Raw genomic sequence first — 21,887 nt, 5'->3', positions numbered from 1 at the left:
ATCCTGCGGTCAACGCCTTTGCCGGCGGGGTGGTCCGTCGCCGGTACTACCGTTCAGCCGGTAATCGACGGACATCGATGAGGAGACAGATGCAGCCCGCAGCATTCGGCGCGACGGTGGTCACCGCGCGCCCGGCCGAGGTCGCCGCGTTCTACGAGCGGCACTTCGACCTGAAGATCGCCCTCGACATCGGCTGGTTCATCACCCTGCGACGCGGGGATGCCGACTGGGAGCTGGCCATCACCGAACGCGGCCACGAGTCGGTCCCGGCCGCGGTGTCGGCGCTGACCGAGAGCAGCAACGTCTTCGGCTTCATCGTCGACGACGCCGACGCGTTGGCGGCGTCGCTGGTCGAGGGCGGCGTCTCGCTGGAGACCGAGGTGGTCACCGAGGTCTGGGGTCAACGGCACTTCTTCGTCCGCGACCCCGAGGGCACCTGGATCGATGTGATCCAGCTAGTCGCCCCGGACCCTGAATGGCTGGCCGCCAACTTCCCGGCTTCAGACAGTTAGCAGGATCTTGCCGATGTGGTTGGACTGCTCGAGCGCCTGGTGCGCCTGCGCGACCGCCTCCAGGGGATAAGTGCGCTGGATCACTGGGCGCACCTTCTTGGCCGCGACGAGCGGCCAGACGTGCCCGACCACCTCGGCGAGGATCTGCCCCTTCTCGACCACCGAGCGGACCCGCAGGCCGGTACCGGTGACGGAGCCGCGCCTCGACATCAGCCGCCCGAGGTCCAGCTCGCCCTTGGTGCCGCCCTGCATCCCGATCACGACCAGCCGGCCGTCGTACGCGAGGGTCTTCACGTTGTCCTGCAGGTACTTCGCGCCCATGATGTCGAGGATCACGTCGGCGCCTTGTCTGCCGGTGGCCTCGTTGACCACCGACGCCCACTCGGCTTCTTTGTAGTTGATCGCGACCTCGGCACCGAGCCGGTGGCAGAAGTCCATCTTGTCCTTGCTGCCGACCGTGCAGAGCACCCGCGCGCCGTGGGCGACCCCGAGCTGGATCGCCATCGTGCCGATCCCGGACGAGCCGCCGTGCACGAGCAGGGTCTCGCCCTCCTTGAGGTGCGCGGTCATGAACACGTTCGACCAGACCGTCGCGACCACCTCGGGCAGCGCGGCCGCGCTCACCAGATCGACGCCCTCGGGTACGGGCATCACCTGCGGAGCCGGTACGACGACCTTTTCGGCGTACCCACCTCCGGCGAGCAGCGCGCAGCACTCGTCGCCGACCGACCAGCCCTCGACCTCGGCGCCCACCGCGGCGATCGTGCCGGACACCTCGAGCCCGATCGTGCCGGGTGCGCCCGGAGGCGGCGGGTAGTGACCCTGCCGCTGGAGCAGGTCCGCCCGGTTCACCCCGGCGGCGGCCACGTTGATGACGACCTCGTCGACGGCAGGGGTCGGATCCTCGATCTCACCGATCGTCAGGACCTCGACGCCACCAGCACCCTCACAAACGACAGCTCGCATGCCTGCCACCGTACTGCGTCTTTCGGCGGCTCGCCGTCGTCGGCTAGTTCACGACCTTGGCCATGTCGCCGGCGATGCTGTCGAGTGGATCGACGGTGCCTATCGACTTGAACCAGTCCCAGAGTTCCAGCGAATGGTAGAGGCGGTAGAGCGTCATCCGCGGGCGCCAGTCGGCGGGGAGTTCGCCGTACCCCTCGAGGAGGCCGGCGAGCTTGTCGGCGTTGCCCCAGATCGAGTAGCACTCGGTCTTGGCGAGATCCATCAACGGGTCGGCGGCGATCGCGTTCTCGACGTCGATGAACCCCTGCACCTGCCAGGTCTCCGGGTCGACGAGCACGTTGCCCTCGTGGAAGTCGTTGTGGCAGAGGACCGGCGAGGTGTTGTTGCTGAAGAGTTGCCCGTGCCGCCCGACGTACCGGCCGATCTGTTCGCTCAGCTGCGGATCGCCTCCGAGCTCGTCGAACTCCTTGAGCTTCTTGGTGAACTGGCGGCGCAGGTAGGCGTCGTTGGTGTCGAGCGGTTCGAGCACCTCGTCGGTGAGATACCCGTACGCCGGTTGCGGAATCCGATGGACCTTGGCCAGCAACTCGCCGAGCTGGACGTAGACGCTCTTCCAGTCCGGCGGCTCCGCCTCCGACAGCGGTACGCCGTCGATCTTCGTCAGTACCGTGAAGGCCGGCTCGCCCGGCTCGGCGTGCAGAACCGTTGGTACCGAGTCGCCCAGGTGATCCCGCAGCAGCCCGTAGACATGGACTTCCTTGGCCTGCTTCCAGGCCCACTCCGGCTCGTAGATCTTCACGATCACGGGTTCGGCGGCGGTTCGGCGTACCTCGAAGACCTTACTCAGCTGGCCACCGGACCTCTCGACCACCTCTTCGATGGAACTACCCGGGCAGGCCTTCTCAACCATCGCGGCGATATCCATTGCCGCCAAGCTAGGGCGTGCGTTTACCGGGTGTCGAAGGAATTACGCCGCGCCATCCGCCGCACGCGAGACCAGGCGCTCTGCCGTCCCTGCCGACAGGAGGTACTGACCCTCCGACACCCGCCTCCCCGCTCAACGTCCCCGTCACTCGCCAGTGAATCGGCAGCACCTCCTGTCCACCGGCGCGGCCGCCCTCGCAACGCGCCCGACCCGAGCTTGATCGGTGGACAAATGGTGGGTTCGGACACCCAACGGCGACCGTGAACAAGTTATTACTTGTCCTAGCCCACCGGATGATGTTCAAGGTCGCCGCAACTGTCCGCGGCGCGGGACAGTTGTGCAGTGGGTGAGGCGGTTCAGTCGTCGAGGTCGGCCCAGGAGTCGACGTCGTCGCCGGCCCTGGTGGGTGCCGACCAGGCGAGGTCCAACCCGAGGAAGAGCCGCCTGACCGACTTGTTCTGCGGATCGCCGACCCGCTTCAACGCCTCGACCAACGCCGTACGCCGGTACGCCGCCGCCAGCCATTGCTCCCGACCATCCGTATCCAGCAACCCGAACCCGTCACGCTCCCCAACCCCGTCGACCAACAGCTCGACCTCATCTCCAGTGATCCACGGCAGATCACACGACAACAGGACAACTGTTGGCGCTCGTCCGATCTCGAGCCCAGCCGCGATCCCCGCCACCGGCCCACCCCCCACCGGCTCCTCCCGGGCCCACTCCACCGCCCGACACACCCCACGCTCCGGCCCCACGACAACCGTCGACACCGCCCCAGTCGTTGCCGTCAGCACCCGATCCAGCAACGAAACCCCATCCAGCACCAGCAACGCCTTATCCACCCCACCAAACCGAGTAGACCCACCGCCGGCCAGCACCACCACATCAAACGCCACCCCACCAGTCTGCCCCGAACCCCCCCACCCCCACCCCCACCCCGCCACGCCTCGCGCCTCACGCTCCTCACGCTCCGCGCGCTCCGCCCCCCGCGCTCCGCCCCCCGCGCTCCGCGCTCCGACCCCCGCGCCCCGCGCTCCGCGCTCCGACCCCCGCGCTCCGCGCTCCGCGCCCCGCGCTCCGCGCTCCGCGCCCCGACCCCGCGCGCAGCGCGCTCTTGTTACTTCGGCATCATCGCCTGGCGGCGGGCCGTTGCTTCGGCTAGCTCCTGCTCCGACAGGCTGGCTCGCCAGCGATCGCGGGCTTGCTGTAGCTCGGCGAGCTCCTCCTCGGACATCGCCGCCAGCGCCTCACGCCGGCGCTCGGTCAGTTCCTCGATCTCTTCTGCTGTGAAGACCTTCGTCATCGCCGTCATCCCTTCCATCAACTCGATCAACTTCTCCGCCGACGGTTCCTGCTCGCGCTCGAGCCCACCCAGCACCTCCCGCAGCTCGGTGCGCAGCCGTTCGGCCGCCACGAACTGCTGCTCCACCTGCTCCAGCTGCCGCCGGACCAGCTCGCGAGGGTCGTCGAGTTCCCCGTCGAGCACCTGACCGACCTCACCCAGCGACAGCCCGAATCCGCGCAGCGCGAGGATCCGGTGCAACCGGCTGACGTCGGCTTCGTCGTACAGGCGATGGCCGGCAGCAGTACGGCGTACCGACTGGAGGAGCCCGATCTCGTCGTAGTGGTGCAGCGCCCGGACGCTCAGCTCGGTCGCCGTCGCGAGCTCGCCGACCCGCCAGGTCCTGCTTTCGGTGTTCATGGAAACGACGGTAGGACCTCACGTCGGGTGAGGATCAAGCCGACTCCTGGCACCATGGAGAGGTGAAGATCGCCGTGGTGCAGACCGCCAGCTCGCACGACAAGGCCGCCAACCGCGACCTGGTGACGCGACTCGTCGCCGACGCGGCGACAGGCCGGCCTGATCTCGTCGTGCTGCCCGAGGCGATGATGGCGGACTTCGCGAGCGAGGGCGGTTCGGTCGGCGATCTGGCCGAGGCGCTCGACGGCGAGTTCGTCGGTACGCTGCGCAAGGCCGCCGCCGAGCATGGTGTCGCGATCGTGGCCGGCATGTTCGAGCGGAGCTGCGACGAGGCCCGGCCGTACAACACACTGCTCGCGGTCGGCGCGGACGGTGACCTGCTCGGCGCTTACCGCAAGATCCACCTGTACGACGCGTTCGGCTATCGCGAGTCCGACCAGCTGACCCCGGGCGACGTCGCGCCTGTCGTCGTCCAGGTCGCCGGGCAGAAGCTTGGGCTGATGACCTGCTACGACCTGCGCTTCCCCGAGTTGTCGCGGGCACTGGTCGACGCGGGGGCGGAGGTGTTCGTAGTACCGGCGGCTTGGGTGCGCGGCCCGCTCAAGGAGCACCACTGGACCACGCTGCTGACGGCCCGCGCGATCGAGAACACCTGTTATGTCGCCGCGGCCGCGCAGAACGGGAAGAAGTACTGCGGGCTGAGCCAGATCATCGACCCGCAGGGCGTGGCTGTCGCCGCCGTCGGCGAGGCGGACGGGATCGGGGTGGCGGAGATCTCCGCGGACCGGCTGGCCGAGACCCGACGACGTAATCCGTCGCTGCAGAACCGACGCTTCACGGTGTCTTCGCGTTAGGTTTCCTGAGATCGACCGCCCAAAGTCCGGACAAGCGAGTTAGCCTCCTGCTGTGATGCTGCGGCCCGATGATTTCGACCTCGACCACCATGGCGATCTCGAGGTCGGGCATGGCCTGGTCGATCTCGCGGTCAACGTCCGGGCCGGTACGCCGCCGGGCTGGCTGCTCGACGAGGTCGGCGCGAGCCTGACCGACCTCGCCGCGTACCCACGCCAGGACGCTGCGCTCGCGGCGGTGGCGGCGCGGCATCGTCGTGACCCGTCACAGATCCTGCTCACTGCGGGTGCAGCCGAGGCGTTCGTACTGATCGCTCGTGCCTTCCGGCCACGGCACCCGGTCGTCGTTCATCCACAATTCACCGAGCCCGAGGCTGCTTTGAGGTCGGCCGGTCATCTGGTCGACCGGGTGATCCTGGGGCCGGAGACGGGGTTCGCCCTGGATCCCCGCGCGGTGCCGTCCGACGCGGACCTGGTCGTCATCGGCAACCCGACCAACCCGACGTCGATCCTGCACGGTGCCGATGAGCTGCGCGAACTCGCCCGGCCCGACCGCATCCTGGTCGTCGACGAGGCCTTCATGGACGCGGTTCCGGGTGAGCCGGAGTCGCTGGTGGGGGCGTCGATTCCCGGCCTCGTGGTGGTGCGGAGTCTGACCAAGACCTGGGGGCTGGCCGGGCTTCGGGTCGGGTACGTCGTGGCGGCGCCCGGGCTGATCGAGCAGCTGGCGTCGGTACAGTCGCAATGGCCGGTGTCCACTCCTGCGCTGGCTGCTGCGATTGCTTGCAGCAACGAGCGCGCCTTGGCCGAGTCGGCGCAGGCGGCCGCTGATCTGGATCGGCAGCGGGCTCATCTGCTGGCCGGGCTGAGGTGTACGGCTGCTGTTTCGACGTACGGGGTTGCGCGGGGGCCGTTCGTGCTGGTGCATGTGGCCGGGGCTGCGGTAGTACGGGAGCAGTTGCGGGATCGTGGTTTCGCCGTAAGGCGGGGCGACACGTTCCCTGGGTTGGGTCCGGACTGGCTGCGGATCGCGGTGCGGCCGGAGGCGGTCACGGATGCTTTTCTGAAGGTCTGGCAGGACGTGCTCGGTTGATCAGCTGATCGCTGTGGAACCGAGTGCTCGTTGTAACGCGCTCAAGGGTTTAGTCCCGGTCTACTTTGCGCACAAGATGGGCGACAGGACACTCCGGGTACTTCGAAGGGAGCAGCATCATGGGTTTGAGCGACGACGACATGACGACCTCGTCGGCCGACAGCGAGGGGCCGGCCGACGGTGGTGCGTCCAGTGGCGCAACCGATGGCGGCGCTGACGGTGGCGGCAACACCTCATCGAGCGGCTCCGGGCTGCCCGGAAACGCCGAAGGCGAAGGCTTCGCCGACGGCGGCGCAACCCTCGGCGGCCAAGACGGTGGTGCTGACGGCGGCGCCGATGTTGGTGCTGGCGAAGGCCCTGCGGACGGTGGAGCTGTAGGCGGCGGTACGGACGGTGGCGCCGATGGCGGTGCCGAGGGACCTGCCGATGGTGGCGCGTCGTCCGGGGTTAGCGACGGCGGCGCTGACGGTGGTGCCGACAGCGGCGCTGAGGGACCTGCTGACGGTGGTGCTTCGCCGGGTGCGACGGACGGCGGCGCAGACGGTGGTGCCGAGGGGCCTGCAGATGGTGGCGCTTCCTCGGGCGTTAGTGATGGCGGCGCTGACGGTGGTGCCGACAGCGGCGCTGAAGGCCCGGCTGACGGCGGCGCTTCGCCGGGCGCGACCGATGGTGGCGCAGACGGCGGTGCCGACGGGAACTTCTCCAGTTGATGAGCCCAGTGCCGGAGAGCGGGTGGCGTCCGGAAGGGCAACCGGCTCTCCGGCGCTGTGTGGGCGGCGAACTCGACCTTGACGAGTTCGGCCGCTCGTACTGGGGTGCCCGCGCACTGCTCTCGCACGGCGGCGACTACAGCGACCTGTTCAGCCTGCAAGCCGCCGACGAACTCCTCTCCCGCCGCGGCCTCCGCACCCCCTTCCTGCGCATAGCCAAGAACGGCGCCGTCGTCGGCGACAGCCAGTTCACCGGGCCCGGAGGTGTCGGCGCGGAGATCGGCGACCAGATCCGAGACGACAAGGTGGCGGCGCTCTTCGCGAGCGGCCACACCGTAGTACTGCAGGCTCTGCACCGCACCTGGCCGGCCCTGGTCGACTTCGCAACCCAGCTGTCGTCAGACGCCAAGCACCCAGTGCAGATCAACGCCTACATCACCCCGGCGGAGTCGCAGGGCTTCTCCGCCCACTACGACGTCCACGACGTCTTCGTACTGCAGGTAGCAGGCGAAAAGCACTGGACCGTACACGAGCCAGTCCACATCGACCCGCTCCGCAACCAGCCCTGGACCGACCACTCCCAAGCAGTCGCAGCAGCAGCCCGCGACCGCGCCCCGGTCATCGACGACGTACTGCGCCCCGGCGACGCCCTGTACGTCCCCCGCGGCTTCCTCCACTCGGCCAAAGCACTAGGCGGCGTCAGCGCCCACCTAACCGTCGGCCTACACACCATGACGCGCTACCTACTAGTCCAGGAACTAGCAGCCCTAGCAGCCGACGAACCCGCCCTACGCGCCGCCCTCCCGCTCGGCTTCGACCCCGGCGACCCGTCACAACTAGCCGGAGTCCTCGAAGAGGTCACCGCCCTCCTCACCAAGCGGATCGAGCAAACCACCCCCGACGACCTGGCCCCCCGCCTACGCCGCCGCACCTGGTCCGGCAACCGCCCAGCCCCACTACCCCCGCTGGCCCACGCCGCCGCTATAGCCGCCCTGGACCCTAGTACGACGGTCCGCCTACGCCCCGGCCTGCGCTTCCACCTAGTCGAAGCCGACCCAGTCCGCCTCCACCTGGCCGACCGCACCATCTCCTTGCCCAAGGCAACATATCCCGCGCTGGTGACGTTGTGCTCAGGCGCCGACGTCAAAGTAGCCGACCTCCCGATGGACGCCTCAGACCAACTGGTCCTGGTCCGCCGCCTCCTCACCGAAGCAGTCCTCGTAGTACAGAACCCCCATGAAGACAGCTGAGGACCTAGCCGAAGCCCTAGGCCTCAGATGCGCCGCCACCGCCGAACACCGCGGCGACACCCTCACAGCCACAGCCCCACCCGCCTCCCGGTGGCTCCTCATAGAACACAGAGCAGCCTGGCCACGCAAAGCCCTAACCGCCCTAGCCCCCACGCCAACCCACCAGCCCTCTGAGGACCCACGTGTGGCTGATCTGGCTGCCGAGGTTGCGCGATTGTGTGCGGCAGCAGGAATCCGACCGGTACTAATCCGCCGCCACGGCCGCCAGGACCGCAGCATCGCCCGGCGCTGGGCCTTGGTAGACAGCCGCCCCGGCCAAGAATCCGTCCGCTGGGGCGACCTCCCCACAGACGACCACCTCCTGAACGTCCTGTCCGGCCGCGACCCAGGCACTCCCAGCACAGACCCGATCTACCTGATCTGCACCCACGGCCGCCACGACGCCTGCTGCGCCATCCGCGGCCGCCCAGCCGCCGCCGCCCTCTCCACTGCCTTCCCCGACCGCACCTGGGAATGCAGCCACGTAGGCGGCGACCGCTTCGCCGCCAACCTGGTCTTCCTCCCCCACAGCCTCTTCTACGGCCACGTCCCCAGCACCGAAGCCGTCGAACTAGCCACCCAGTACAACGAGGGCTTACTCGTACCGAAGTACCTCCGAGGCTCAGGCGCCCACCCACCCCCAGTCCAAGCAGCCCAGCACTTCGCCCGAGCCGCCGGCGCCCCCCTCTCGATCAACGCCCTACACCCAACCCACCAAACCACCCCAACCTCCACCACCTGGCAAATCCACCTATCCACCACCCCCAACCCAACCAACACCGCCGCCCCCACCATCCCCACGCTCAACCCCAACGCCGCCGCGACAAATGCCATCCCCAGCACCACGACACACGCCAGCACAGACGCCACCGACACCACCCAGGCAAACGCCGGCGCCAGCACCAACCCCAACCCCAACACAAGCACCAGCAACGGCGCCAGCCCGAGTGCCAGCGTCAGCGACACGGCCAATACCAACGCCAGCGCGAGCACCAACGCCAACGCCGCCCCGAGCGCCAGTGTCAGCGACGCGGCCGGTACCAACGCCATCGCGAACACCAACGCCAGCGCCAGTCCGAGCACCAGCGGACTCGCCGGTACCAACGCCAGCGCGAGCACCACCGCCAACGAAAGCGATCGCGACAACTCAAGCGCCAACGAGAGCATGAACGTCGGCGGAAACAGCCGCAACAACTCGAGCGCCACTGACAGCGCGAGCGACCGCGACAGCGTCATCGACAACGCCGATGCCAGCGAGAACGGGCGCGACAGTGCGAGCATCGATGACGGCGCGAGCGTCAGCGACAACGCCCACGCCGGCAGCTACGTGGTGACGTTGACGGTCGGGAGGACCACCATCGACGCCGCCATGACCTGCGCCTCACAGCCTCCGGGACACGTCACGACGTACACCCTCACCTCGATCGAGCAGACGTACCAATAGCCACTCCGACTAAGGCGAACTGCTCGCGCGTCACTAGCCGCGCTCCAGTTCCGCCGAGGGTGCGCGCCCACCGAGGCGCACCAGCGCCGAGCGGCGCAGGCCGGACGGGCGCGACCCCACGCAGTTGCTGCTCCCTGCTTGACCTGCCCAGCAGCGACCTCCTGCCCGTCCGGCAGCGACGGCCTCGTACTCCGTGCGGGAGCAGCAGACTCGTACTCCGTGCGGGAGCGGCGGACCCGTACTCCGTGCGGGAGCGGCGGACCCGTACTCCGTGCGGGAGCGGCGGACCCGTACTCCGTGCAGGAGTAGCAGACTCGTACTCCGTGCGGCAGCGGCAGCTCCGTGTGGCAGTGGCGGCTCGGGTGGGGTTAGTTGGGGTTGGGGAGTTGGCGGTCGTCGTGGTGGGTGCCGTAGTAGGCGGATTGGCCGGCCATGATGTCGCGCATCGTGGTGTTGCGGTCTGCGCCGTAGACGGTGCCGGGGAAGTTGAGGGTTTGCTGGATCGCCCAGATGTCGTCGTGGCGGTCGGGGGAGAAGAGCTGAGCGGGGTCACCGACCGCGACCCAGCCGATCGGCAGGACGGTTCCGGCGGCCAGGCGGGAGTTGACCTGGAGCACGCTGTTGATCCGCAGTTCGGCGCCGGCACCGGCGTACGAGCCTGGGAACAAGGAGGCGCCCGTGGCGATGAAGACTTCAGCTTCGACCGTGGCGCCGTTCACGTGGGCGTGCGGTCCGACCATGACCGCAGCGCCCATCATCGCGGGATGACTCGCCCGGCCGCGAACCAGGGCGTTCTCCATCACCACGCTGTTCTCTCCGAGGTGGACCTCACCGTCCTCCGCCGTCAGTACTGCGCCATGCAGCACCCGGCTGCCCTCACCCAGCACGACGGCTCCACACAGCACGGCTGATGGCGCCACGTACGCGGACTCAGGGACGACCGGTCTCCGGCCATGGTGTTCCAGCAACATGGGTGGATCCTCTCGTCGTGCATCACCTCGGTCTTCCGATAGCAGTTGTACTTGGCAGCGGGCGGCTCTCCACAGCCCGGGCCCTCACTGCCCGGGCGGCCAGCGCTCGGTCCCGGCTGTCCACATCGGAGGTGGGAGGCTCAGCCGTCGCGAGCGAAGGTTTGGGGTGGGAGTGAAATCCGCGAGCTACGAGAAGGACATTAGAACACCTGTTCGAAGAGTGCAAGAATGCCTGACCCGTCAATCGCAGAGCCGCGAGTCGAGCCCGGCCGAAGCTCAACTACGCCGCGTCGCCTCATCCGGCAGCACCCGCTCAAGCACCACGATCGTGGCCGCCGCGACCAGCGCCAGCACCGACAGCGTCACCCAGGGCAGCTCCTCCCGCACCTCGAAGAGCTGCGCGAAAAACGCCGGCACCAGCACACTCGCGAAGGTGAACGAGTACTGCCAGTACGAAAGGTACTTGCCACGTCCGACAGTCGGCGCAACCGCAGCAGCCAGCGCGTTTCCAGTGGCCGCATGCAGCACATCAGCCCCGGCAAACACCACAGTCGCCAGCACCAACCCCGGCACCACCAGCCCAGCCGGCACATGCAGCAGCCCTGCCATCAGTACGCCCCACACCGCCCACAGCACCCCAGCGAGTACCAGTACGGAAGTACGCCGCCGCCGCTCGGTATGCCGCACCACTAGCGTCTGCCCGGTCGCCAGCACGACCGATGTCGCCGCTAGCAGCACCCCCACGATCCACTTGGGCGCCTCGGGCAGGGCCTCGGTCACATACACCGGCAGCGCCACCCCGATCATCAGCGTGCACAGCGCCAGGATGGTGTTCGCAGCGATCAGTACCAGGAACGCCTTGTCCTTCCGCAGCTGCGGAGCAGGCCCACTGTCCTGAGCGGCCTGCGCCTCATGCCGGGCTCGCAACCCGAGCAGCAGCACGCCGGCGATGAAGAACGTCACCGCATTCACTGCCATGCCGACCAGGAATGGCATATCCCCGCCGATGCTCAGCAGTACGCCGGCAGCCAGCGCCCCGAGCCCGAACCCGGCCGCCTGCATCATCCCACCCAACCCGAACCAGCGGTCCCGATCACCCGGATCCGCGATGTCTGCCAACAGACTGAAGATCGCCGACCAGAAGACCCGCTGCCCGGTCGTCGTCACCAATGCACACAGGAATAACAGCCACAACGACCGCCCGAAGAAGAACCCGGTGAACGCCAGCCCCTGCGCGAACTGCGCCCCGATCACCAGGTTCCGCGGCCCGACCCGATCGATCGCCACCCCGACGACGGCCGGCGCGGCGATCGAGAACATGGTCGCCACGGTCAGCATCAATCCCGCAGTACCGAGCGGGATGTCCGCGACGCGAACGAAGTACAGCAACAACAGTGGCCCAGCGCAACCACCGCCGAACGAGTCAATCGCCAACCCAGCCAGCAACGGCGCACGCCCCCGCATATTGGGCAGTCCGAGGGACACTGCGGTAGGCATGACATTCCCCTGGCTCCAGTCGGACTCTCAACCTCGGAGAGTAACAACGTCCGCCGAAGAGACTCCAACTCTTTACGCCCCCGTGCGGGCGCAGCGTCCCCTCCGCCCGCCACCCACCAACCCGTACCGGTATCCTCAACCTTCGGCGCCACCTCCGGGTGACCGCCTGGAGGGCTCGCATAGTGGCCGAGTGCGCTGGTCTTGAAAACCGGTATGGCGGGTGACCGTCATCGTGGGTTCGAATCCCACGCCCTCCGCCTTGTGATGTCTCAAGACATCCCGGACAGGTGAACCCACGAAACGTGGGTTCACCTGTTTCTTTTGGGGACGGGTCCGGGTGGTCTGCCGGTGGGTTAGTAGTCCTTGGTGGGGTCGAGGACCAGGTCCCGCAGAAGCTCGCCGGTTGCGGCGTCGACGACGCGGATGTGCAAGTCCTGGGCGAGGATGAGGACGTGGGTTCGGGCGTGGGTTCGCCCGATGCCGATGTGATGGAGCCGTCCGTTGACCCTGAGCGTGACCACGCCGGTGTGGTCGACCTTGTCGGTGCGGACCCGGTGGTGGATCTGGCCGGTCCGGTCGGTGCTGGGGGTGGCTTTGGGGCGGGCGGTGTAGGCGGTGGCTGGGGTGGCTCTGTGCGGCAGCGAGCGGTGCGGCCGACGGTGGTTGTACTCGTCGACGAAGGTGTCGAGCAGCGTCTGTAGCTCGGCGAGAGTGGTGGGCTGGACGGGTTGGGCGCGCAGCCACTTCTTCATCGTCTGCTGGAACCGCTCGACCTTTCCGCAGGTGGTCGGATGGTTCGGTCGGGAGTTCTTCTGGATGATGTTCAGGCGCCGTAGTTCGGTTTCGAGGCCGTTGCGGCCGCCTTTCCCGCCGGACAGGCGGGTGGTGCAGACCATCCCGTTGTCGGTGAGGGTGGAGGCCGGGATCCCGTGCTGCGCAACGGTTTCGCGGAAGGTCGCGACCACGATCGGTCCGGTGATCCGCGGGTGTGCGGTGACCTGAGGGCGTAGCGGGAGTGGTCGTCCAGCCAGCTGATGATCTCCACATCAGCCCCGGGGCGCCCGGCGCGGGTGGTGAGGCGGTAGTGGGTGAAGTCGGACTGCCAGCACTCGTTGGGTTGCTCGGCGGCGAACCGCAGGTACGACGACCTGGGCCGCTTGCCCGGCTCCGCGACGACCGCGGAGTGCCGGGTCAGGATCCGGTGGATCGTCGCCCGCGACAACTTGGTCTGGTGGTGGCGCTGCAGGTGCCAGCCGATCGTGTCCGCGCCCGCGTCCAGGCCCTGCTCAGTCAACTGTTTGCGCAGCGCCAGCACCAACTCGACCGTGAGCGCCGGCGTGGCACGCGGTGAGGTCTTCAGCCGCCGGCTGCGTGGTTCGAACGCCGCCTCACCCTCGGACCGGTAGCGCGCCAGCAGCTCGTACAACCACGACCGCGCCACGCCGTACTCGGCAACCACCTCAGCAACAGACCGCTTCTCCACCGTGATCGCAGTGATCACCAACCGCGCCTTCGACATGCCCGAGCATCAACAACCCGTCCGCCATGACCTGCGACATCAGTCCGGTATGTCGTGAGACACCTGTCCGGGATGTGTTGAACCACAACACCACGCCCTCCGCTCAGAATTTGAGGTTCGAACCCCGTCGGGTTCGGGACCGTCACCGCCTATTTCCGTCCGTATGCGAGGTAGAGGACGGCTGCGATCAGGGCGACTACAGCACCGATGATCGTCACCGAAATGGACTCGGTTGCGAGATACAGCGACCCGACGCCACTGAGAACTGTGGCGAGCAAGGCGCCCATCCCGTTCCCACCGTTCCGGCCGCCACCAGAGGGGTCGGATGTGTTGTTGGCGTCGCTCGATACCTCAACGTCCCTGCTCATTGCTGGCTCCATCCAAGGGCGGTATGGTCTGCTGCTCGCCGCTGTCGCGGCCCGGTCGATCCGGCCCTTTCATCGTGCGCGGCAGGAGCTCCAGTCGTCACTGACACGAAACTGACAGGCGGTTCCATGGCGGATGACCCCACGCGAGACGTCCTGGTCGACGCCCTCCGGCGGTTTCGCCGAGCCTCGGGAGACCTCGGCCGGGAACGTGTCGCCGCAGATGACACGCTGCAGGAGTGGGTTGGTGAAGGCGATCTCGACCAGACGTGGAACATCATCATGCGACTGGTCGAGCAGAGCGCGAGCGATCCGGCCGGCGACGTGTTCGCGTTCTTCGCCTCATCTGGCTGGCAGACCTCAGGGGACACGCTCGACACGCGACTGAAGAAATATGCCGCCAAGTTCCATGTCGACGAGAGAACGGCGCTGCGGAGATCCGACCGGGGAGCGAAGAAGCTCGCGAAGATGCTTCGCGACGCCCTCACGTACGACCGGCCGCTGGCTCAGTTCTTCGTTTTCCAAGATGGCCCGGTCTTGATCCCCTGGTTGACGATCCATGTGCAGGAAGACAGCGCTTGGCGACGGCCCCGGGTCTACGTCAACGACCAGCGTGTTGAGAACCTTGCCTTCGACGTGAAAGGTCCCGGGAGCTTCGCCGGCTACCTGGAGGCCCAGGAGCGCATCGCCGACGTCCCGCTGGATCCAACGGTCGGAGGCTACGAACCGATGGCGTCGGTCCGCGTCCAGTGGGCTATGCCGATCTGGCCTTCGTGGGACCTTTCCACCCATCTGGCCGACAATCGACTCGTCGCCCGGCTGACCGTAGAAAAGGACGGCGTGGCAGAGGTGAGAGTCAGTTGGTTCGGCGATGACGCGGCCGCAACCCGGGACACACCCTTCGCACCTGCTCCGGTGTATACCAAACCGGTATGAGTCCCCTGTGACTTCGTGCGGGTCAGATGATGGTGGTCCAGATTTTGGTGCTGGCTTCTGCGCCTACGAAGGGGTTGTTGGCGGCCCACAGGAGACCCTCGTCGTTTTCCGGTACGTCGAAGTCGCACATGACCCAGCCGCCGTCGGCGCCGCGGCGGTTGAAGCACTCGCGGTGCCAGCTGACGTCGGACTCGGTGTCCGAGATCGTGCCGGCGGCGGGCTCGCCGTTGGCCTTGGTGTCCTTCACCCAGACCTTGTCGCCGTACTCGCCGAAGCACGCCTTCGCGCCGGTGACCGACACGCACCAGACCCCGATTCTTCCCTCGGGCGGAGCGCCACTCGGGCTGCCGTCCGTCGCCGACGCCGGGATGGTCGTCCCGGCCAGGATGACGACCGTAACAGCGGAAACCGCAGCCAACCCACGGACAAACCTCTTCACGCGAACTCCTCAGGTTCGAACGTTTGAACCACGGAATTCAATCACGCCCAGAAACCTGTCGGTGCGACCGCCTAAGGTCCGTCAGCATGGTGACGGACAGCTTCCTGGTGAGCACGCGGGACTCGTATGACGCACTGGCGGCCGAGCATGCGGATGTCGTGCTGTCGGGTCTGGAGGACAGGCCGCTCGACCGGGCGCTGTTCGCGACCTTCGCCGAGCTCGTGCAATCGGGTGGCGGCGGCCCGGTCGCCGACGTGGGGTGTGGGCCGGGGCGAGTGACCGACTTGCTGGCCAGGCTGGGGCTGGATGCGTTCGGCATCGACCTGTCGCCGGGGATGTTGAAGTTGGCTCGGCAGACCTACCCGGAGTTGAGGTTCGACGAAGGGTCGATGCTGGCGCTCGACCTGCCGGACGGGTCGCTGGGCGGAGTGCTCGCCTACTACTCGATCATCCACATCCCCTGGGAGCAACGGGCGCAGTTGTTCGCGGAGTTCCACCGGGTGCTCGCGCCCGGCGGAGTACTGATGCTCGTCTTCCAGGTTGGTGATGAGCGGGCGCGGCGGACCGACTACGACGGTACGGCGATCGAGCTCGACTTCTATCGGCAGCGGCCGGACGAGGTTGCCGAGCTGCTGGTGGAAGGCGGGTTCGAGGTGTGGGCGACTGCCGTGCGCGGGCGTGCGGAATGGGAGAAGACCGACCAGGGGTATCTCCTGGTCCGCAAGCCCGCGGCGGTGGCTGGGGGCTAGGAGCGGAGGAATTCGAGGAGGTCGGCGTTGATGACGTCGGCGTGGGTGGTGGGCATGCCGTGGGGGTAGTCCTTGTACGTCTTGAGGACGCCGTTCTTGAGGAGTTCTGCTGAGCGGGGGCCGGAGACGACGTACGGGACGATCTGGTCGTCTTCGCTGTGCATGACGAGGACCGGGATGGTGATCTGCTGCAGGTCCTCGGTGAAGTCGGTCTGGGAGAAGGCGACGATGCCGTCGTAGTGCGCCTTCGCGCCGCCCATCATGCCCTGGCGCCACCAGTTGGCGATGACCGCTTCGGACGACTCGGCGCCCGGCCGGTTGAAGCCGTAGAACGGTCCCGACGGGAGCGCGCGGTAGAACTCCGAGCGGTTCGCGAACAGCTGCGCCTGGAGACCGTCGAAGACCTCCTTGGGCAGGCCGTCCGGGTTCGCGTCGGTCTTCAGCATCAGCGGCGGTACTGCGCACAGCAGCGCCGCCTTCGCCGCCCGCCCCTCACCATGCCGGGCCAGGTAGTGCGCGACCTCGCCACCGCCGGTCGAGTGGCCGACGTGGATGGCATCGTGCAGATCGAGATGCTCGACGACGGCTGCCAGGTCGTCGGCGTAGTGGTCCATGTCGTGGCCGTCGCTGGTCTGGCTGGACCGGCCGTGGCCGCGACGGTCGTGGGCGACGACCCGGTACCCCTGCTGCAGGAAGAACAGCATCTGGGCGTCCCAGTCGTCGGCCGACAACGGCCAGCCGTGGCTGAAGACGATCGGCTGACCGCTGCCCCAGTCCTTGTAGAAGATCTCGGTGCCGTCGCTGGTGGTGATGGTTCCCACGGTGATGCCTCCCTCAAGAACAACAAACTTCAGATAGGAGAATCCCTTTGTCAGCAAGGGATTCTGTGTCCTCGTCACCCCCACGACACCCTAGCCTGGCAACAAGTTCCTGAGGAGTCCACGGATAACACTTTGCGCGCCACAACAGGCACTACGTAGCGTGCGCGTATGACTATGGATCCGTACGGGGACGAGCGTCTGGTCGAACTGTACGACGAGGACAACGAGCCGGGGGCGGATCACGAGTACTTCCTGAAGCTCGCGGACGGAGCCACCAAGGTCGTCGACTTCGGCTGCGGTACCGGCCTGTTGACGCGCGCCTTCGTGCAGCCCGGACGCGTGGTGATCGGGGTCGATCCGAGCGCGACGATGCTCGGCTACGCGCGTCGCCAACCGGGCGCTGAGGCCGTCACCTGGATCGACGGTGACGCGGCAGCGGTCGAGCCCGCCGGTGACGCGGACCTGGTCGTCAGCAGCGGCAACACGATGATGCACATCAGTACGGACGACCTTCCGTGGGTGCTCGAGACGCTGGCGGCCGCGCTGAAGCCTGGCGGGGTGCTGAGCTTCGAGAGCCGCAACCCGGCGGCGCGGGCCTGGGAGCAGTGGGGGCCGGACGCCACCTACGGCGAACGCGATACGCCGATCGGTCACCTGAAGGAGTGGATGGAGGTCACCGAGGTCGACAACGGCCGCGTGGTCTTCGACGCCCACAACGTGTTCGAGGACGGCGTCGACACGGTCCTCACCACCACCCTGTACTTCCGTACCGCCGATGAGCTCCGCGTCGGGCTGGAGAAGGCCGGCTTCGGCAAGGTCGAGGTGTACGCCGGCTGGCACGAGCAGCCGCTCGCCGACGACTCCCGGCTGTTCGTAGTACGGGCGACCAAGTAGTACGAGCAAGAAGCTTCGCTGACTCCTTGTCGAGAGTGGGTACGTGGTTCCGACGTACTCCGAAACGACGGAGGAGGCCCGGCCATGCGGGGTCTGGTGGTGACCGAGAACATCACGCTCGACGGGGTGATCGACGCGAGCGAGGGGTGGTTCAACCCCGGCGACGCGGACCTGTCGGACGTACTGGGTGCGCTGGAGGTGCAGCGGGAGGCTGCTGATGCGTTCCTGGTCGGGCGGCAGACCTTCGAGGACATGCGCGGCTACTGGCCGCACCAGACCGATGACCCGACCGGTATCTCCGATTACCTCAACGCAGTGTCCAAGTACGTGGTCTCCACGACTCTGCAGGACCCGCAGTGGGAGCACAGCACGGTACTGCGCGGGCTGGACGAGGTGGAGGCCCTGAAGGCCACCGCGGGCAAAGACATCGTCGCCACCGGCAGTATCAGCCTCGTGCACTCGCTAGCGACCGCCGGTCTGGTCGACGAGACCCAGCCTTTCCGCTCCGGCGTCACCCTGCTCCGCTACCGCACGTAGTCTCCACGGATGGCTTTCGAAGGCTCGTACACCTGGCAGCTCCGCCAAGTAGTCGGCGACCGTCTCCTGCTGATGCCTGGGGCGCAGGTAGTGGTCGTGGACGACCAGGACCGGGTGCTCTTCCAGCAGCGCACCGACTCCGGCCTCTGGGACCTCCCCGGCGGCGCCGCCGAACCAGGGATGAGTTTCCGCGAGACAGCGGCGCAAGAGCTACTAGAGGAGTCCGGCCTGCAGGTAGACCCCGATGACCTGATCCCGTTCGGCTCCCTGTCGGAGGGCGCGCTGCACACCATCACCTACCCCAACGGCGACCGCCTCCAGTGCTTCGCTCTGCTCTTCGAGGCGAGGCAGTGGACGGGTCACCTCAACCCTGGTGCGGATGAGGTGATCCAGGCGCGGTTCTTCGAGGCCGGCGAGACACCGCAGACGTTGCAGCCGCAGACGCAGGTGGTGTGGGACATGTACGCCGCCTACCGCGCCACCGGCCTCTTCCAAGCGCGCTAGTTGGACGGGAACGACAGGTGCTGGTGGATCAGTCAAGAAGCTGATCGACTCGAATGCCTCGAGGCCCTCGGCGCACATCGCCCGTACTGCGTCCTTGGCAGCAGTCAACTCCGACCACTCAGCCTGCAGATCCCGTACTTCGGACGTAGCTCGCCCTGCAACGGCCCGACCAGCTCAGCGAACGCGACCTCGTCCCCTGCCTGAGCAAGCTCTATCCGGCGATCCATCGGCCCAGTGTTGCAGCCGCCCGACCGCTGTCGACCGCTTCCGCACAGTGCTCCAACGCGACCGCCAACTGCTCCACCAGCGGCTCATCCGTCAGCCGCACCACGGCCACAGCTGCTGCCGCGTTCAGGAGTACTACGTCCCGCGCGGGGCCGGGGTCGCCGGCCAGGACCGAGCGGAGCACCTCAGCGTTGGCCGCCGAAGTACCGCCTCGCAGCGCAGCGAGTGGCGACCGGGCAAGGCCTAGCGCGCCTGGATCCAAGGAAGAAGGCGTTACCCGACCATTGCGGACCACCCAGACGCGGGACGTCGTAGTGGTCGTCAGCTTGTCGAGTCCGTCATCGCCTCGGACGACTAGGGCAGTGCTGCCGCGACTAGCGAGCGCTGCGGCTAGTACCGGCTGCATGCGTGCGTCGGCCACCCCCACCAATTGGTAAACCGGGTCAGCGGGGTTGAGGAGTGGCCCGAGCACGTTGAATGCGGTCGGGACGCCCAGCTCCCGGCGTACCGCCGCTACGTGCCGCAGAGCGGGGTTGAACCGGGGTGCGAACAGGTAGGTGATCCCAGCCGTCTTGGCGACTCGGACGGCATCAGCGGGGGACAGGTCGAGCGGAATGCCCAAGTGCTCGACCAGGTCGGCCGAACCGCCGGCCTGCGAAGAGGCGGCCCGGCCACCGTGCTTGACCACCGTCACACCAGTGGATGCGGCCACGATCGCCGCCATGGTCGAGACGTTGATCGCACCCGTCCCGTCGCCACCTGTCCCGACGATGTCGACAAAGCTCCCCGGGATGGTGACAGAGGTAGCGTGCTGCCGGAGCGCCGAAGCCATCGCGGTGATCTCGTCGGGCGTCTCGCCCTTCGCCCGCAAGGCGACCAGAAATCCCGAAGCCTGCGCCGACGTCACGGAGCCGCTGACTACGCCGTCCATCGCCCACCAGACGTCCTCCGGCGTGAGCTCACGGCCGGCAAGCAGGTCGGAGATCAGCTCGGACCAGGTGCGATTCACAGTGGGCATGGTCAGTCCTCGGGGTCAGGCCGCCCGACGAGGAGACATCACAACGGCCGCCTCATCGAGGCGGCCGGTTGGGTTCGCGCAAAGGTAGGTGGGCCGCCTAGTCGGCGGGCCACCAGCTACTCAGACGCGTGATCACGGTGTGGACGATAGCAAATCACTTGTAGCCGCGGATGTAGTCGACGACGAACTCAGGCACCGCTTCGGCAGATTCGTCGGGGAAGTCGAAGACGGCGAGCATCAGTTGCATCGGGTACGCCGGCGGGCTCGGGCAAGTGCGAATCAGAGCACCGTCGACGTAGAAGTCGGCGCGGTCGGGTGTCCAGTCGATGGCGTACAGGTGGAAGTCGGTGAGGTCCAGATCCAGCCGGACTGCCTCGAAGTCCTCGGGGACGGATGGGTCGCGGAAGGTGTGCAGGCCCATGCCTACCTCGACGGAGCCGGGTAGCACCGACTTGCCGAACATCTCGGTGATGCAGATCTCGGCGCAGCGTTCGGGGCTGTCTTCCAGGCCGACCATCCACAGGGCGACCATCGAGCGCGGGGAGACGACGGCGCGGGCGCGTAGCTCGATGTAGCCGCCACTAGGTGTCCAGCCCCAGAACGCCGGCTGCTCCTCGCGGACGACCAGCCCGTCGCGATACGGCTGCTGGCCGACCGTACTGCCGACCGGCCCTGAGAAGTTGCCCGACTGGATGCCCGAGACGCGCATCGGTGGGGTGTGGTCGTCCTCACACCACAGCCCCTGATCCGGCGGGATGAACAGCCGCAGACAGGAGTCCGCCAGCTCGTACTGCGCCGCCGTCGCGGCCCGGGAACTCCACTGGGGAAGGTAATTCGGCAGCCAGACGGCGGGATCCAGGGTCGGTCCGTCGAAGTGGTCCTCGAAGACGAGTTCACGGTCGGCCATGGCGGTAATGATCAGCGCTGCAACCCCGAGCTGTCACATGATGTCCTCGGCGATCGTCAAAGCAACGACGACGGGAGACTGTGACCTGTGGATGATTTCAACCAACTGGCCGGCCGGTTCGAGCAGCACCGTGCCCAGCTGCGCTCGGTGGCGTACCGGATGCTCGGTTCGGTGAGCGAGGCGGAGGACGCGGTCCAGGAGGCCTGGCTGCGGCTGAGCCGGTCCGACGCGAGCGAGATCCAGAACCTCGGCGGCTGGCTGACCACCGTGGTGTCGCGGGTCTGCCTCGACCAGTTGCGCAGCCGCAAGACGCGCCGCGAGGACTCGCTCGACGTGTTCGTGCCCGACCCGATCCTCAGCCCGCTCGACCCGGCGGAAGAGGCTGTCCAGGCGGACGCGGTCGGGCTGGCGATGATGGTCGTACTCGAGAAGCTGTCGCCCGCCGAGCGGCTCGCCTTCGTGCTGCACGACATGTTCGGACTCAGCTTCGACGAGGTCGCCGAGATCGTCGGCAAGACTCCGGCCGCCGCCCGGCAGCTCGCCTCCCGCGCCCGCCGCCGGGTCCAGGGCGCCCCGGCCACCGACAGCGACCTGAGCCGGCAGCGCGAGGTCGTCGAGGCCTTCCTCGCCGCATCCCGCAGCGGCGACTTCGAGGCGCTGCTATCCCTCCTCGACCCAGACGTCGTACTCCGCGCCGACGCCGGTACTGCGGTAGGCGGCCCCGCCGTCTCCAAGCTGATGCGAGGCGCCCTCGCCGTCGTCGAGCAAGCGGTCATGTTCGGCAGGCTGGCCCCGCACGGCCGCCTGGCCCTCGTCAACGGCTATCCCGGCGCCATCACCGTCGTCGGGGACACCCTGCTGGGCGTCATGGACATGACTCTCCACAACGGCAAGATCACCGAGATCAACATCCTCGCCGACCTCCCGCGCCTCGAATCCCTCTCGATCCCCGCCTGACCCGAAATAGTTCGACCGGCCGTGTCTATCTGGGCCCAGCCGCTTCGACGTGTGTG

At 67.5% G+C, this 21,887-nt stretch carries 26 protein-coding genes and 1 tRNA gene; 13 read left to right on the top strand and 14 right to left on the bottom strand.

Annotated features, from left to right (window positions below):
- Positions 1-89: 89 nt before the first annotated feature.
- Positions 90-512: a VOC family protein gene (locus tag AB0M15_RS11310; protein ID WP_363816409.1), complete on the top strand. Its 423-nt coding sequence runs from the start codon at positions 90-92 to the stop codon at positions 510-512.
- Here AB0M15_RS11310 and AB0M15_RS11305 read toward each other — a convergent pair.
- The 4 genes from AB0M15_RS11305 to AB0M15_RS11290 all read right to left on the bottom strand — a co-directional run bounded on the left by AB0M15_RS11305 (position 501) and on the right by AB0M15_RS11290 (position 4,105).
- Positions 501-1,478: an NAD(P)H-quinone oxidoreductase gene (locus AB0M15_RS11305; protein WP_363816407.1), complete on the bottom strand. Its 978-nt coding sequence runs from the start codon at positions 1,476-1,478 to the stop codon at positions 501-503. The two genes, AB0M15_RS11310 and AB0M15_RS11305, sit on opposite strands and share 12 nt — an antisense overlap.
- Before the next feature lie 43 nt (positions 1,479-1,521).
- A complete protein-coding gene (locus tag AB0M15_RS11300) occupies positions 1,522-2,403 on the bottom strand; it encodes an aminoglycoside phosphotransferase family protein (protein WP_363816405.1) in 882 nt (293 codons plus the stop codon).
- A 356-nt stretch (positions 2,404-2,759) separates the two neighbouring features.
- Entirely contained in the window at positions 2,760-3,299 is a 540-nt protein-coding gene (locus AB0M15_RS11295) for a molybdenum cofactor guanylyltransferase (protein WP_363816403.1), read from the bottom strand.
- A gap of 221 nt (positions 3,300-3,520) precedes the next feature.
- On the bottom strand, positions 3,521-4,105 hold the full coding sequence (locus AB0M15_RS11290; RefSeq protein WP_363816401.1) for a MerR family transcriptional regulator: 585 nt from the start codon (positions 4,103-4,105) through the stop codon (positions 3,521-3,523).
- A gap of 62 nt (positions 4,106-4,167) precedes the next feature.
- Between AB0M15_RS11290 and AB0M15_RS11285 the strand changes: the two genes are divergently transcribed.
- The 5 genes from AB0M15_RS11285 (at position 4,168) to AB0M15_RS11265 (ending at position 9,492) form a co-directional block, all read left to right on the top strand.
- Positions 4,168-4,959 (top strand): carbon-nitrogen hydrolase family protein, encoded by a 792-nt coding sequence (locus AB0M15_RS11285; RefSeq protein ID WP_363816399.1) that lies wholly within the window; start codon positions 4,168-4,170, stop codon positions 4,957-4,959.
- Positions 4,960-5,014: 55 nt separating this feature from the next.
- On the top strand, positions 5,015-6,049 hold the full coding sequence (cobC, locus tag AB0M15_RS11280; protein WP_363816599.1) for an Rv2231c family pyridoxal phosphate-dependent protein CobC: 1,035 nt from the start codon (positions 5,015-5,017) through the stop codon (positions 6,047-6,049).
- A 119-nt stretch (positions 6,050-6,168) separates the two neighbouring features.
- Positions 6,169-6,759 (top strand): BatC protein, encoded by a 591-nt coding sequence (locus tag AB0M15_RS11275; RefSeq protein ID WP_363816397.1) that lies wholly within the window; start codon positions 6,169-6,171, stop codon positions 6,757-6,759.
- The gene (locus AB0M15_RS11270) at positions 6,759-8,009 is read left to right on the top strand and encodes a cupin domain-containing protein (RefSeq protein WP_363816395.1); all 1,251 of its coding nucleotides are present in this window, start codon (positions 6,759-6,761) and stop codon (positions 8,007-8,009) included. Before AB0M15_RS11275 ends, AB0M15_RS11270 begins: the two co-directional genes overlap by 1 nt.
- The gene (locus AB0M15_RS11265) at positions 7,996-9,492 is read left to right on the top strand and encodes a sucrase ferredoxin (RefSeq protein ID WP_363816393.1); all 1,497 of its coding nucleotides are present in this window, start codon (positions 7,996-7,998) and stop codon (positions 9,490-9,492) included. Before AB0M15_RS11270 ends, AB0M15_RS11265 begins: the two co-directional genes overlap by 14 nt.
- A 368-nt stretch (positions 9,493-9,860) precedes the next feature.
- Here the strand turns inward: AB0M15_RS11265 and AB0M15_RS11260 are convergent, their stop codons facing one another.
- Together AB0M15_RS11260 and AB0M15_RS11255 are read right to left on the bottom strand one after the other, a co-directional pair.
- Positions 9,861-10,463 (bottom strand): gamma carbonic anhydrase family protein, encoded by a 603-nt coding sequence (locus AB0M15_RS11260; protein WP_363816391.1) that lies wholly within the window; start codon positions 10,461-10,463, stop codon positions 9,861-9,863.
- 276 nt (positions 10,464-10,739) lie between these two features.
- The gene (locus tag AB0M15_RS11255; RefSeq protein ID WP_363816389.1) at positions 10,740-11,960 is read right to left on the bottom strand and encodes an MFS transporter; all 1,221 of its coding nucleotides are present in this window, start codon (positions 11,958-11,960) and stop codon (positions 10,740-10,742) included.
- Between the two features lie 168 nt (positions 11,961-12,128).
- On the opposite strand from AB0M15_RS11255, the gene AB0M15_RS11250 reads away from it, so the two are divergent.
- Positions 12,129-12,217 (top strand) — tRNA-Ser (locus AB0M15_RS11250).
- A gap of 96 nt (positions 12,218-12,313) precedes the next feature.
- On the opposite strand, the gene AB0M15_RS11245 is transcribed toward AB0M15_RS11250, so the two are convergent.
- From AB0M15_RS11245 to AB0M15_RS11235, 3 genes are all read right to left on the bottom strand, one after another.
- Positions 12,314-12,856: an integrase core domain-containing protein gene (locus AB0M15_RS11245; RefSeq protein ID WP_363816387.1), complete on the bottom strand. Its 543-nt coding sequence runs from the start codon at positions 12,854-12,856 to the stop codon at positions 12,314-12,316.
- Entirely contained in the window at positions 12,784-13,461 is a 678-nt protein-coding gene (locus AB0M15_RS11240) for a helix-turn-helix domain-containing protein (RefSeq protein ID WP_363816385.1), read from the bottom strand. Before AB0M15_RS11240 ends, AB0M15_RS11245 begins: the two co-directional genes overlap by 73 nt.
- Before the next feature lie 167 nt (positions 13,462-13,628).
- A complete protein-coding gene (locus tag AB0M15_RS11235) occupies positions 13,629-13,847 on the bottom strand; it encodes a hypothetical protein (protein ID WP_363816383.1) in 219 nt (72 codons plus the stop codon).
- A gap of 126 nt (positions 13,848-13,973) precedes the next feature.
- On the opposite strand from AB0M15_RS11235, the gene AB0M15_RS11230 reads away from it, so the two are divergent.
- Positions 13,974-14,780, top strand: coding sequence for a hypothetical protein (locus AB0M15_RS11230; protein ID WP_363816381.1), 807 nt, complete (start codon positions 13,974-13,976; stop codon positions 14,778-14,780).
- Between the two features lie 22 nt (positions 14,781-14,802).
- On the opposite strand, the gene AB0M15_RS11225 is transcribed toward AB0M15_RS11230, so the two are convergent.
- Positions 14,803-15,219 (bottom strand): hypothetical protein, encoded by a 417-nt coding sequence (locus tag AB0M15_RS11225; protein WP_363816379.1) that lies wholly within the window; start codon positions 15,217-15,219, stop codon positions 14,803-14,805.
- Positions 15,220-15,305: 86 nt separating this feature from the next.
- Here AB0M15_RS11225 and AB0M15_RS11220 point away from each other — a divergent pair, with 86 nt between their 5' ends.
- Positions 15,306-15,968 (top strand): class I SAM-dependent methyltransferase, encoded by a 663-nt coding sequence (locus AB0M15_RS11220; protein ID WP_363816377.1) that lies wholly within the window; start codon positions 15,306-15,308, stop codon positions 15,966-15,968.
- Here the strand turns inward: AB0M15_RS11220 and AB0M15_RS11215 are convergent.
- Positions 15,965-16,789 carry an alpha/beta hydrolase gene (locus AB0M15_RS11215; RefSeq protein WP_363816375.1) on the bottom strand — a complete coding sequence of 275 codons (825 nt, stop codon included), beginning with the start codon at positions 16,787-16,789 and terminating at the stop codon, positions 15,965-15,967. The genes AB0M15_RS11220 and AB0M15_RS11215 overlap by 4 nt on opposite strands.
- A 168-nt stretch (positions 16,790-16,957) precedes the next feature.
- Between AB0M15_RS11215 and AB0M15_RS11210 the strand changes: the two genes are divergently transcribed.
- The 3 genes from AB0M15_RS11210 (at position 16,958) to AB0M15_RS11200 (ending at position 18,724) form a co-directional block, all read left to right on the top strand.
- On the top strand, positions 16,958-17,683 hold the full coding sequence (locus tag AB0M15_RS11210) for a class I SAM-dependent methyltransferase (RefSeq protein ID WP_363816373.1): 726 nt from the start codon (positions 16,958-16,960) through the stop codon (positions 17,681-17,683).
- Between the two features lie 84 nt (positions 17,684-17,767).
- Positions 17,768-18,220 (top strand): dihydrofolate reductase family protein, encoded by a 453-nt coding sequence (locus AB0M15_RS11205; protein WP_363816371.1) that lies wholly within the window; start codon positions 17,768-17,770, stop codon positions 18,218-18,220.
- A gap of 9 nt (positions 18,221-18,229) precedes the next feature.
- The gene (locus tag AB0M15_RS11200; RefSeq protein ID WP_363816369.1) at positions 18,230-18,724 is read left to right on the top strand and encodes an NUDIX domain-containing protein; all 495 of its coding nucleotides are present in this window, start codon (positions 18,230-18,232) and stop codon (positions 18,722-18,724) included.
- A 104-nt stretch (positions 18,725-18,828) separates the two neighbouring features.
- Here AB0M15_RS11200 and AB0M15_RS11195 read toward each other — a convergent pair whose 3' ends face one another.
- From AB0M15_RS11195 to AB0M15_RS11185, 3 genes are all read right to left on the bottom strand, one after another.
- On the bottom strand, positions 18,829-18,951 hold the full coding sequence (locus AB0M15_RS11195) for a hypothetical protein (RefSeq protein ID WP_363816367.1): 123 nt from the start codon (positions 18,949-18,951) through the stop codon (positions 18,829-18,831).
- A complete protein-coding gene (trpD, locus tag AB0M15_RS11190; RefSeq protein ID WP_363816365.1) occupies positions 18,936-19,967 on the bottom strand; it encodes an anthranilate phosphoribosyltransferase in 1,032 nt (343 codons plus the stop codon). Before trpD ends, AB0M15_RS11195 begins: the two co-directional genes overlap by 16 nt.
- A gap of 154 nt (positions 19,968-20,121) precedes the next feature.
- Positions 20,122-20,874: a glycoside hydrolase family 16 protein gene (locus tag AB0M15_RS11185; protein WP_363816363.1), complete on the bottom strand. Its 753-nt coding sequence runs from the start codon at positions 20,872-20,874 to the stop codon at positions 20,122-20,124.
- A gap of 87 nt (positions 20,875-20,961) precedes the next feature.
- Between AB0M15_RS11185 and sigJ the strand changes: the two genes are divergently transcribed.
- Positions 20,962-21,831, top strand: coding sequence for an RNA polymerase sigma factor SigJ (gene sigJ, locus AB0M15_RS11180; protein WP_363816361.1), 870 nt, complete (start codon positions 20,962-20,964; stop codon positions 21,829-21,831).
- The last annotated feature ends 56 nt before the right edge of the window (positions 21,832-21,887 follow it).

Source organism: Kribbella sp. NPDC051718, assembly GCF_040681515.1.
Lineage (GTDB): Bacteria > Actinomycetota > Actinomycetes > Propionibacteriales > Kribbellaceae > Kribbella.
Note: the sequence above shows the minus strand (reverse complement) of the source record. Positions and strands in the feature narration are given on the sequence as shown.

Coding starts and splice junctions, on each gene's coding strand:
- AB0M15_RS11260 (WP_363816391.1), bottom strand. CDS start 10,463: ATGTTGCTGGAACACCATGGCCGGAGACCGGTCGTCCCTGAGTCCGCG.
- AB0M15_RS11245 (WP_363816387.1), bottom strand. CDS start 12,856: ATGGTCTGCACCACCCGCCTGTCCGGCGGGAAAGGCGGCCGCAACGGC.
- AB0M15_RS11255 (WP_363816389.1), bottom strand. CDS start 11,960: ATGCCTACCGCAGTGTCCCTCGGACTGCCCAATATGCGGGGGCGTGCG.
- AB0M15_RS11305 (WP_363816407.1), bottom strand. CDS start 1,478: ATGCGAGCTGTCGTTTGTGAGGGTGCTGGTGGCGTCGAGGTCCTGACG.
- AB0M15_RS11220 (WP_363816377.1), top strand. CDS start 15,306: ATGGTGACGGACAGCTTCCTGGTGAGCACGCGGGACTCGTATGACGCA.
- AB0M15_RS11195 (WP_363816367.1), bottom strand. CDS start 18,951: ATGGATCGCCGGATAGAGCTTGCTCAGGCAGGGGACGAGGTCGCGTTC.
- AB0M15_RS11270 (WP_363816395.1), top strand. CDS start 6,759: ATGAGCCCAGTGCCGGAGAGCGGGTGGCGTCCGGAAGGGCAACCGGCT.
- AB0M15_RS11185 (WP_363816363.1), bottom strand. CDS start 20,874: ATGGCCGACCGTGAACTCGTCTTCGAGGACCACTTCGACGGACCGACC.
- AB0M15_RS11200 (WP_363816369.1), top strand. CDS start 18,230: ATGGCTTTCGAAGGCTCGTACACCTGGCAGCTCCGCCAAGTAGTCGGC.
- trpD (WP_363816365.1), bottom strand. CDS start 19,967: ATGCCCACTGTGAATCGCACCTGGTCCGAGCTGATCTCCGACCTGCTT.
- AB0M15_RS11300 (WP_363816405.1), bottom strand. CDS start 2,403: ATGGATATCGCCGCGATGGTTGAGAAGGCCTGCCCGGGTAGTTCCATC.
- AB0M15_RS11290 (WP_363816401.1), bottom strand. CDS start 4,105: ATGAACACCGAAAGCAGGACCTGGCGGGTCGGCGAGCTCGCGACGGCG.
- AB0M15_RS11205 (WP_363816371.1), top strand. CDS start 17,768: ATGCGGGGTCTGGTGGTGACCGAGAACATCACGCTCGACGGGGTGATC.
- AB0M15_RS11310 (WP_363816409.1), top strand. CDS start 90: ATGCAGCCCGCAGCATTCGGCGCGACGGTGGTCACCGCGCGCCCGGCC.
- cobC (WP_363816599.1), top strand. CDS start 5,015: ATGCTGCGGCCCGATGATTTCGACCTCGACCACCATGGCGATCTCGAG.
- AB0M15_RS11275 (WP_363816397.1), top strand. CDS start 6,169: ATGGGTTTGAGCGACGACGACATGACGACCTCGTCGGCCGACAGCGAG.
- AB0M15_RS11230 (WP_363816381.1), top strand. CDS start 13,974: ATGGCGGATGACCCCACGCGAGACGTCCTGGTCGACGCCCTCCGGCGG.
- AB0M15_RS11210 (WP_363816373.1), top strand. CDS start 16,958: ATGACTATGGATCCGTACGGGGACGAGCGTCTGGTCGAACTGTACGAC.
- AB0M15_RS11265 (WP_363816393.1), top strand. CDS start 7,996: ATGAAGACAGCTGAGGACCTAGCCGAAGCCCTAGGCCTCAGATGCGCC.
- AB0M15_RS11235 (WP_363816383.1), bottom strand. CDS start 13,847: ATGAGCAGGGACGTTGAGGTATCGAGCGACGCCAACAACACATCCGAC.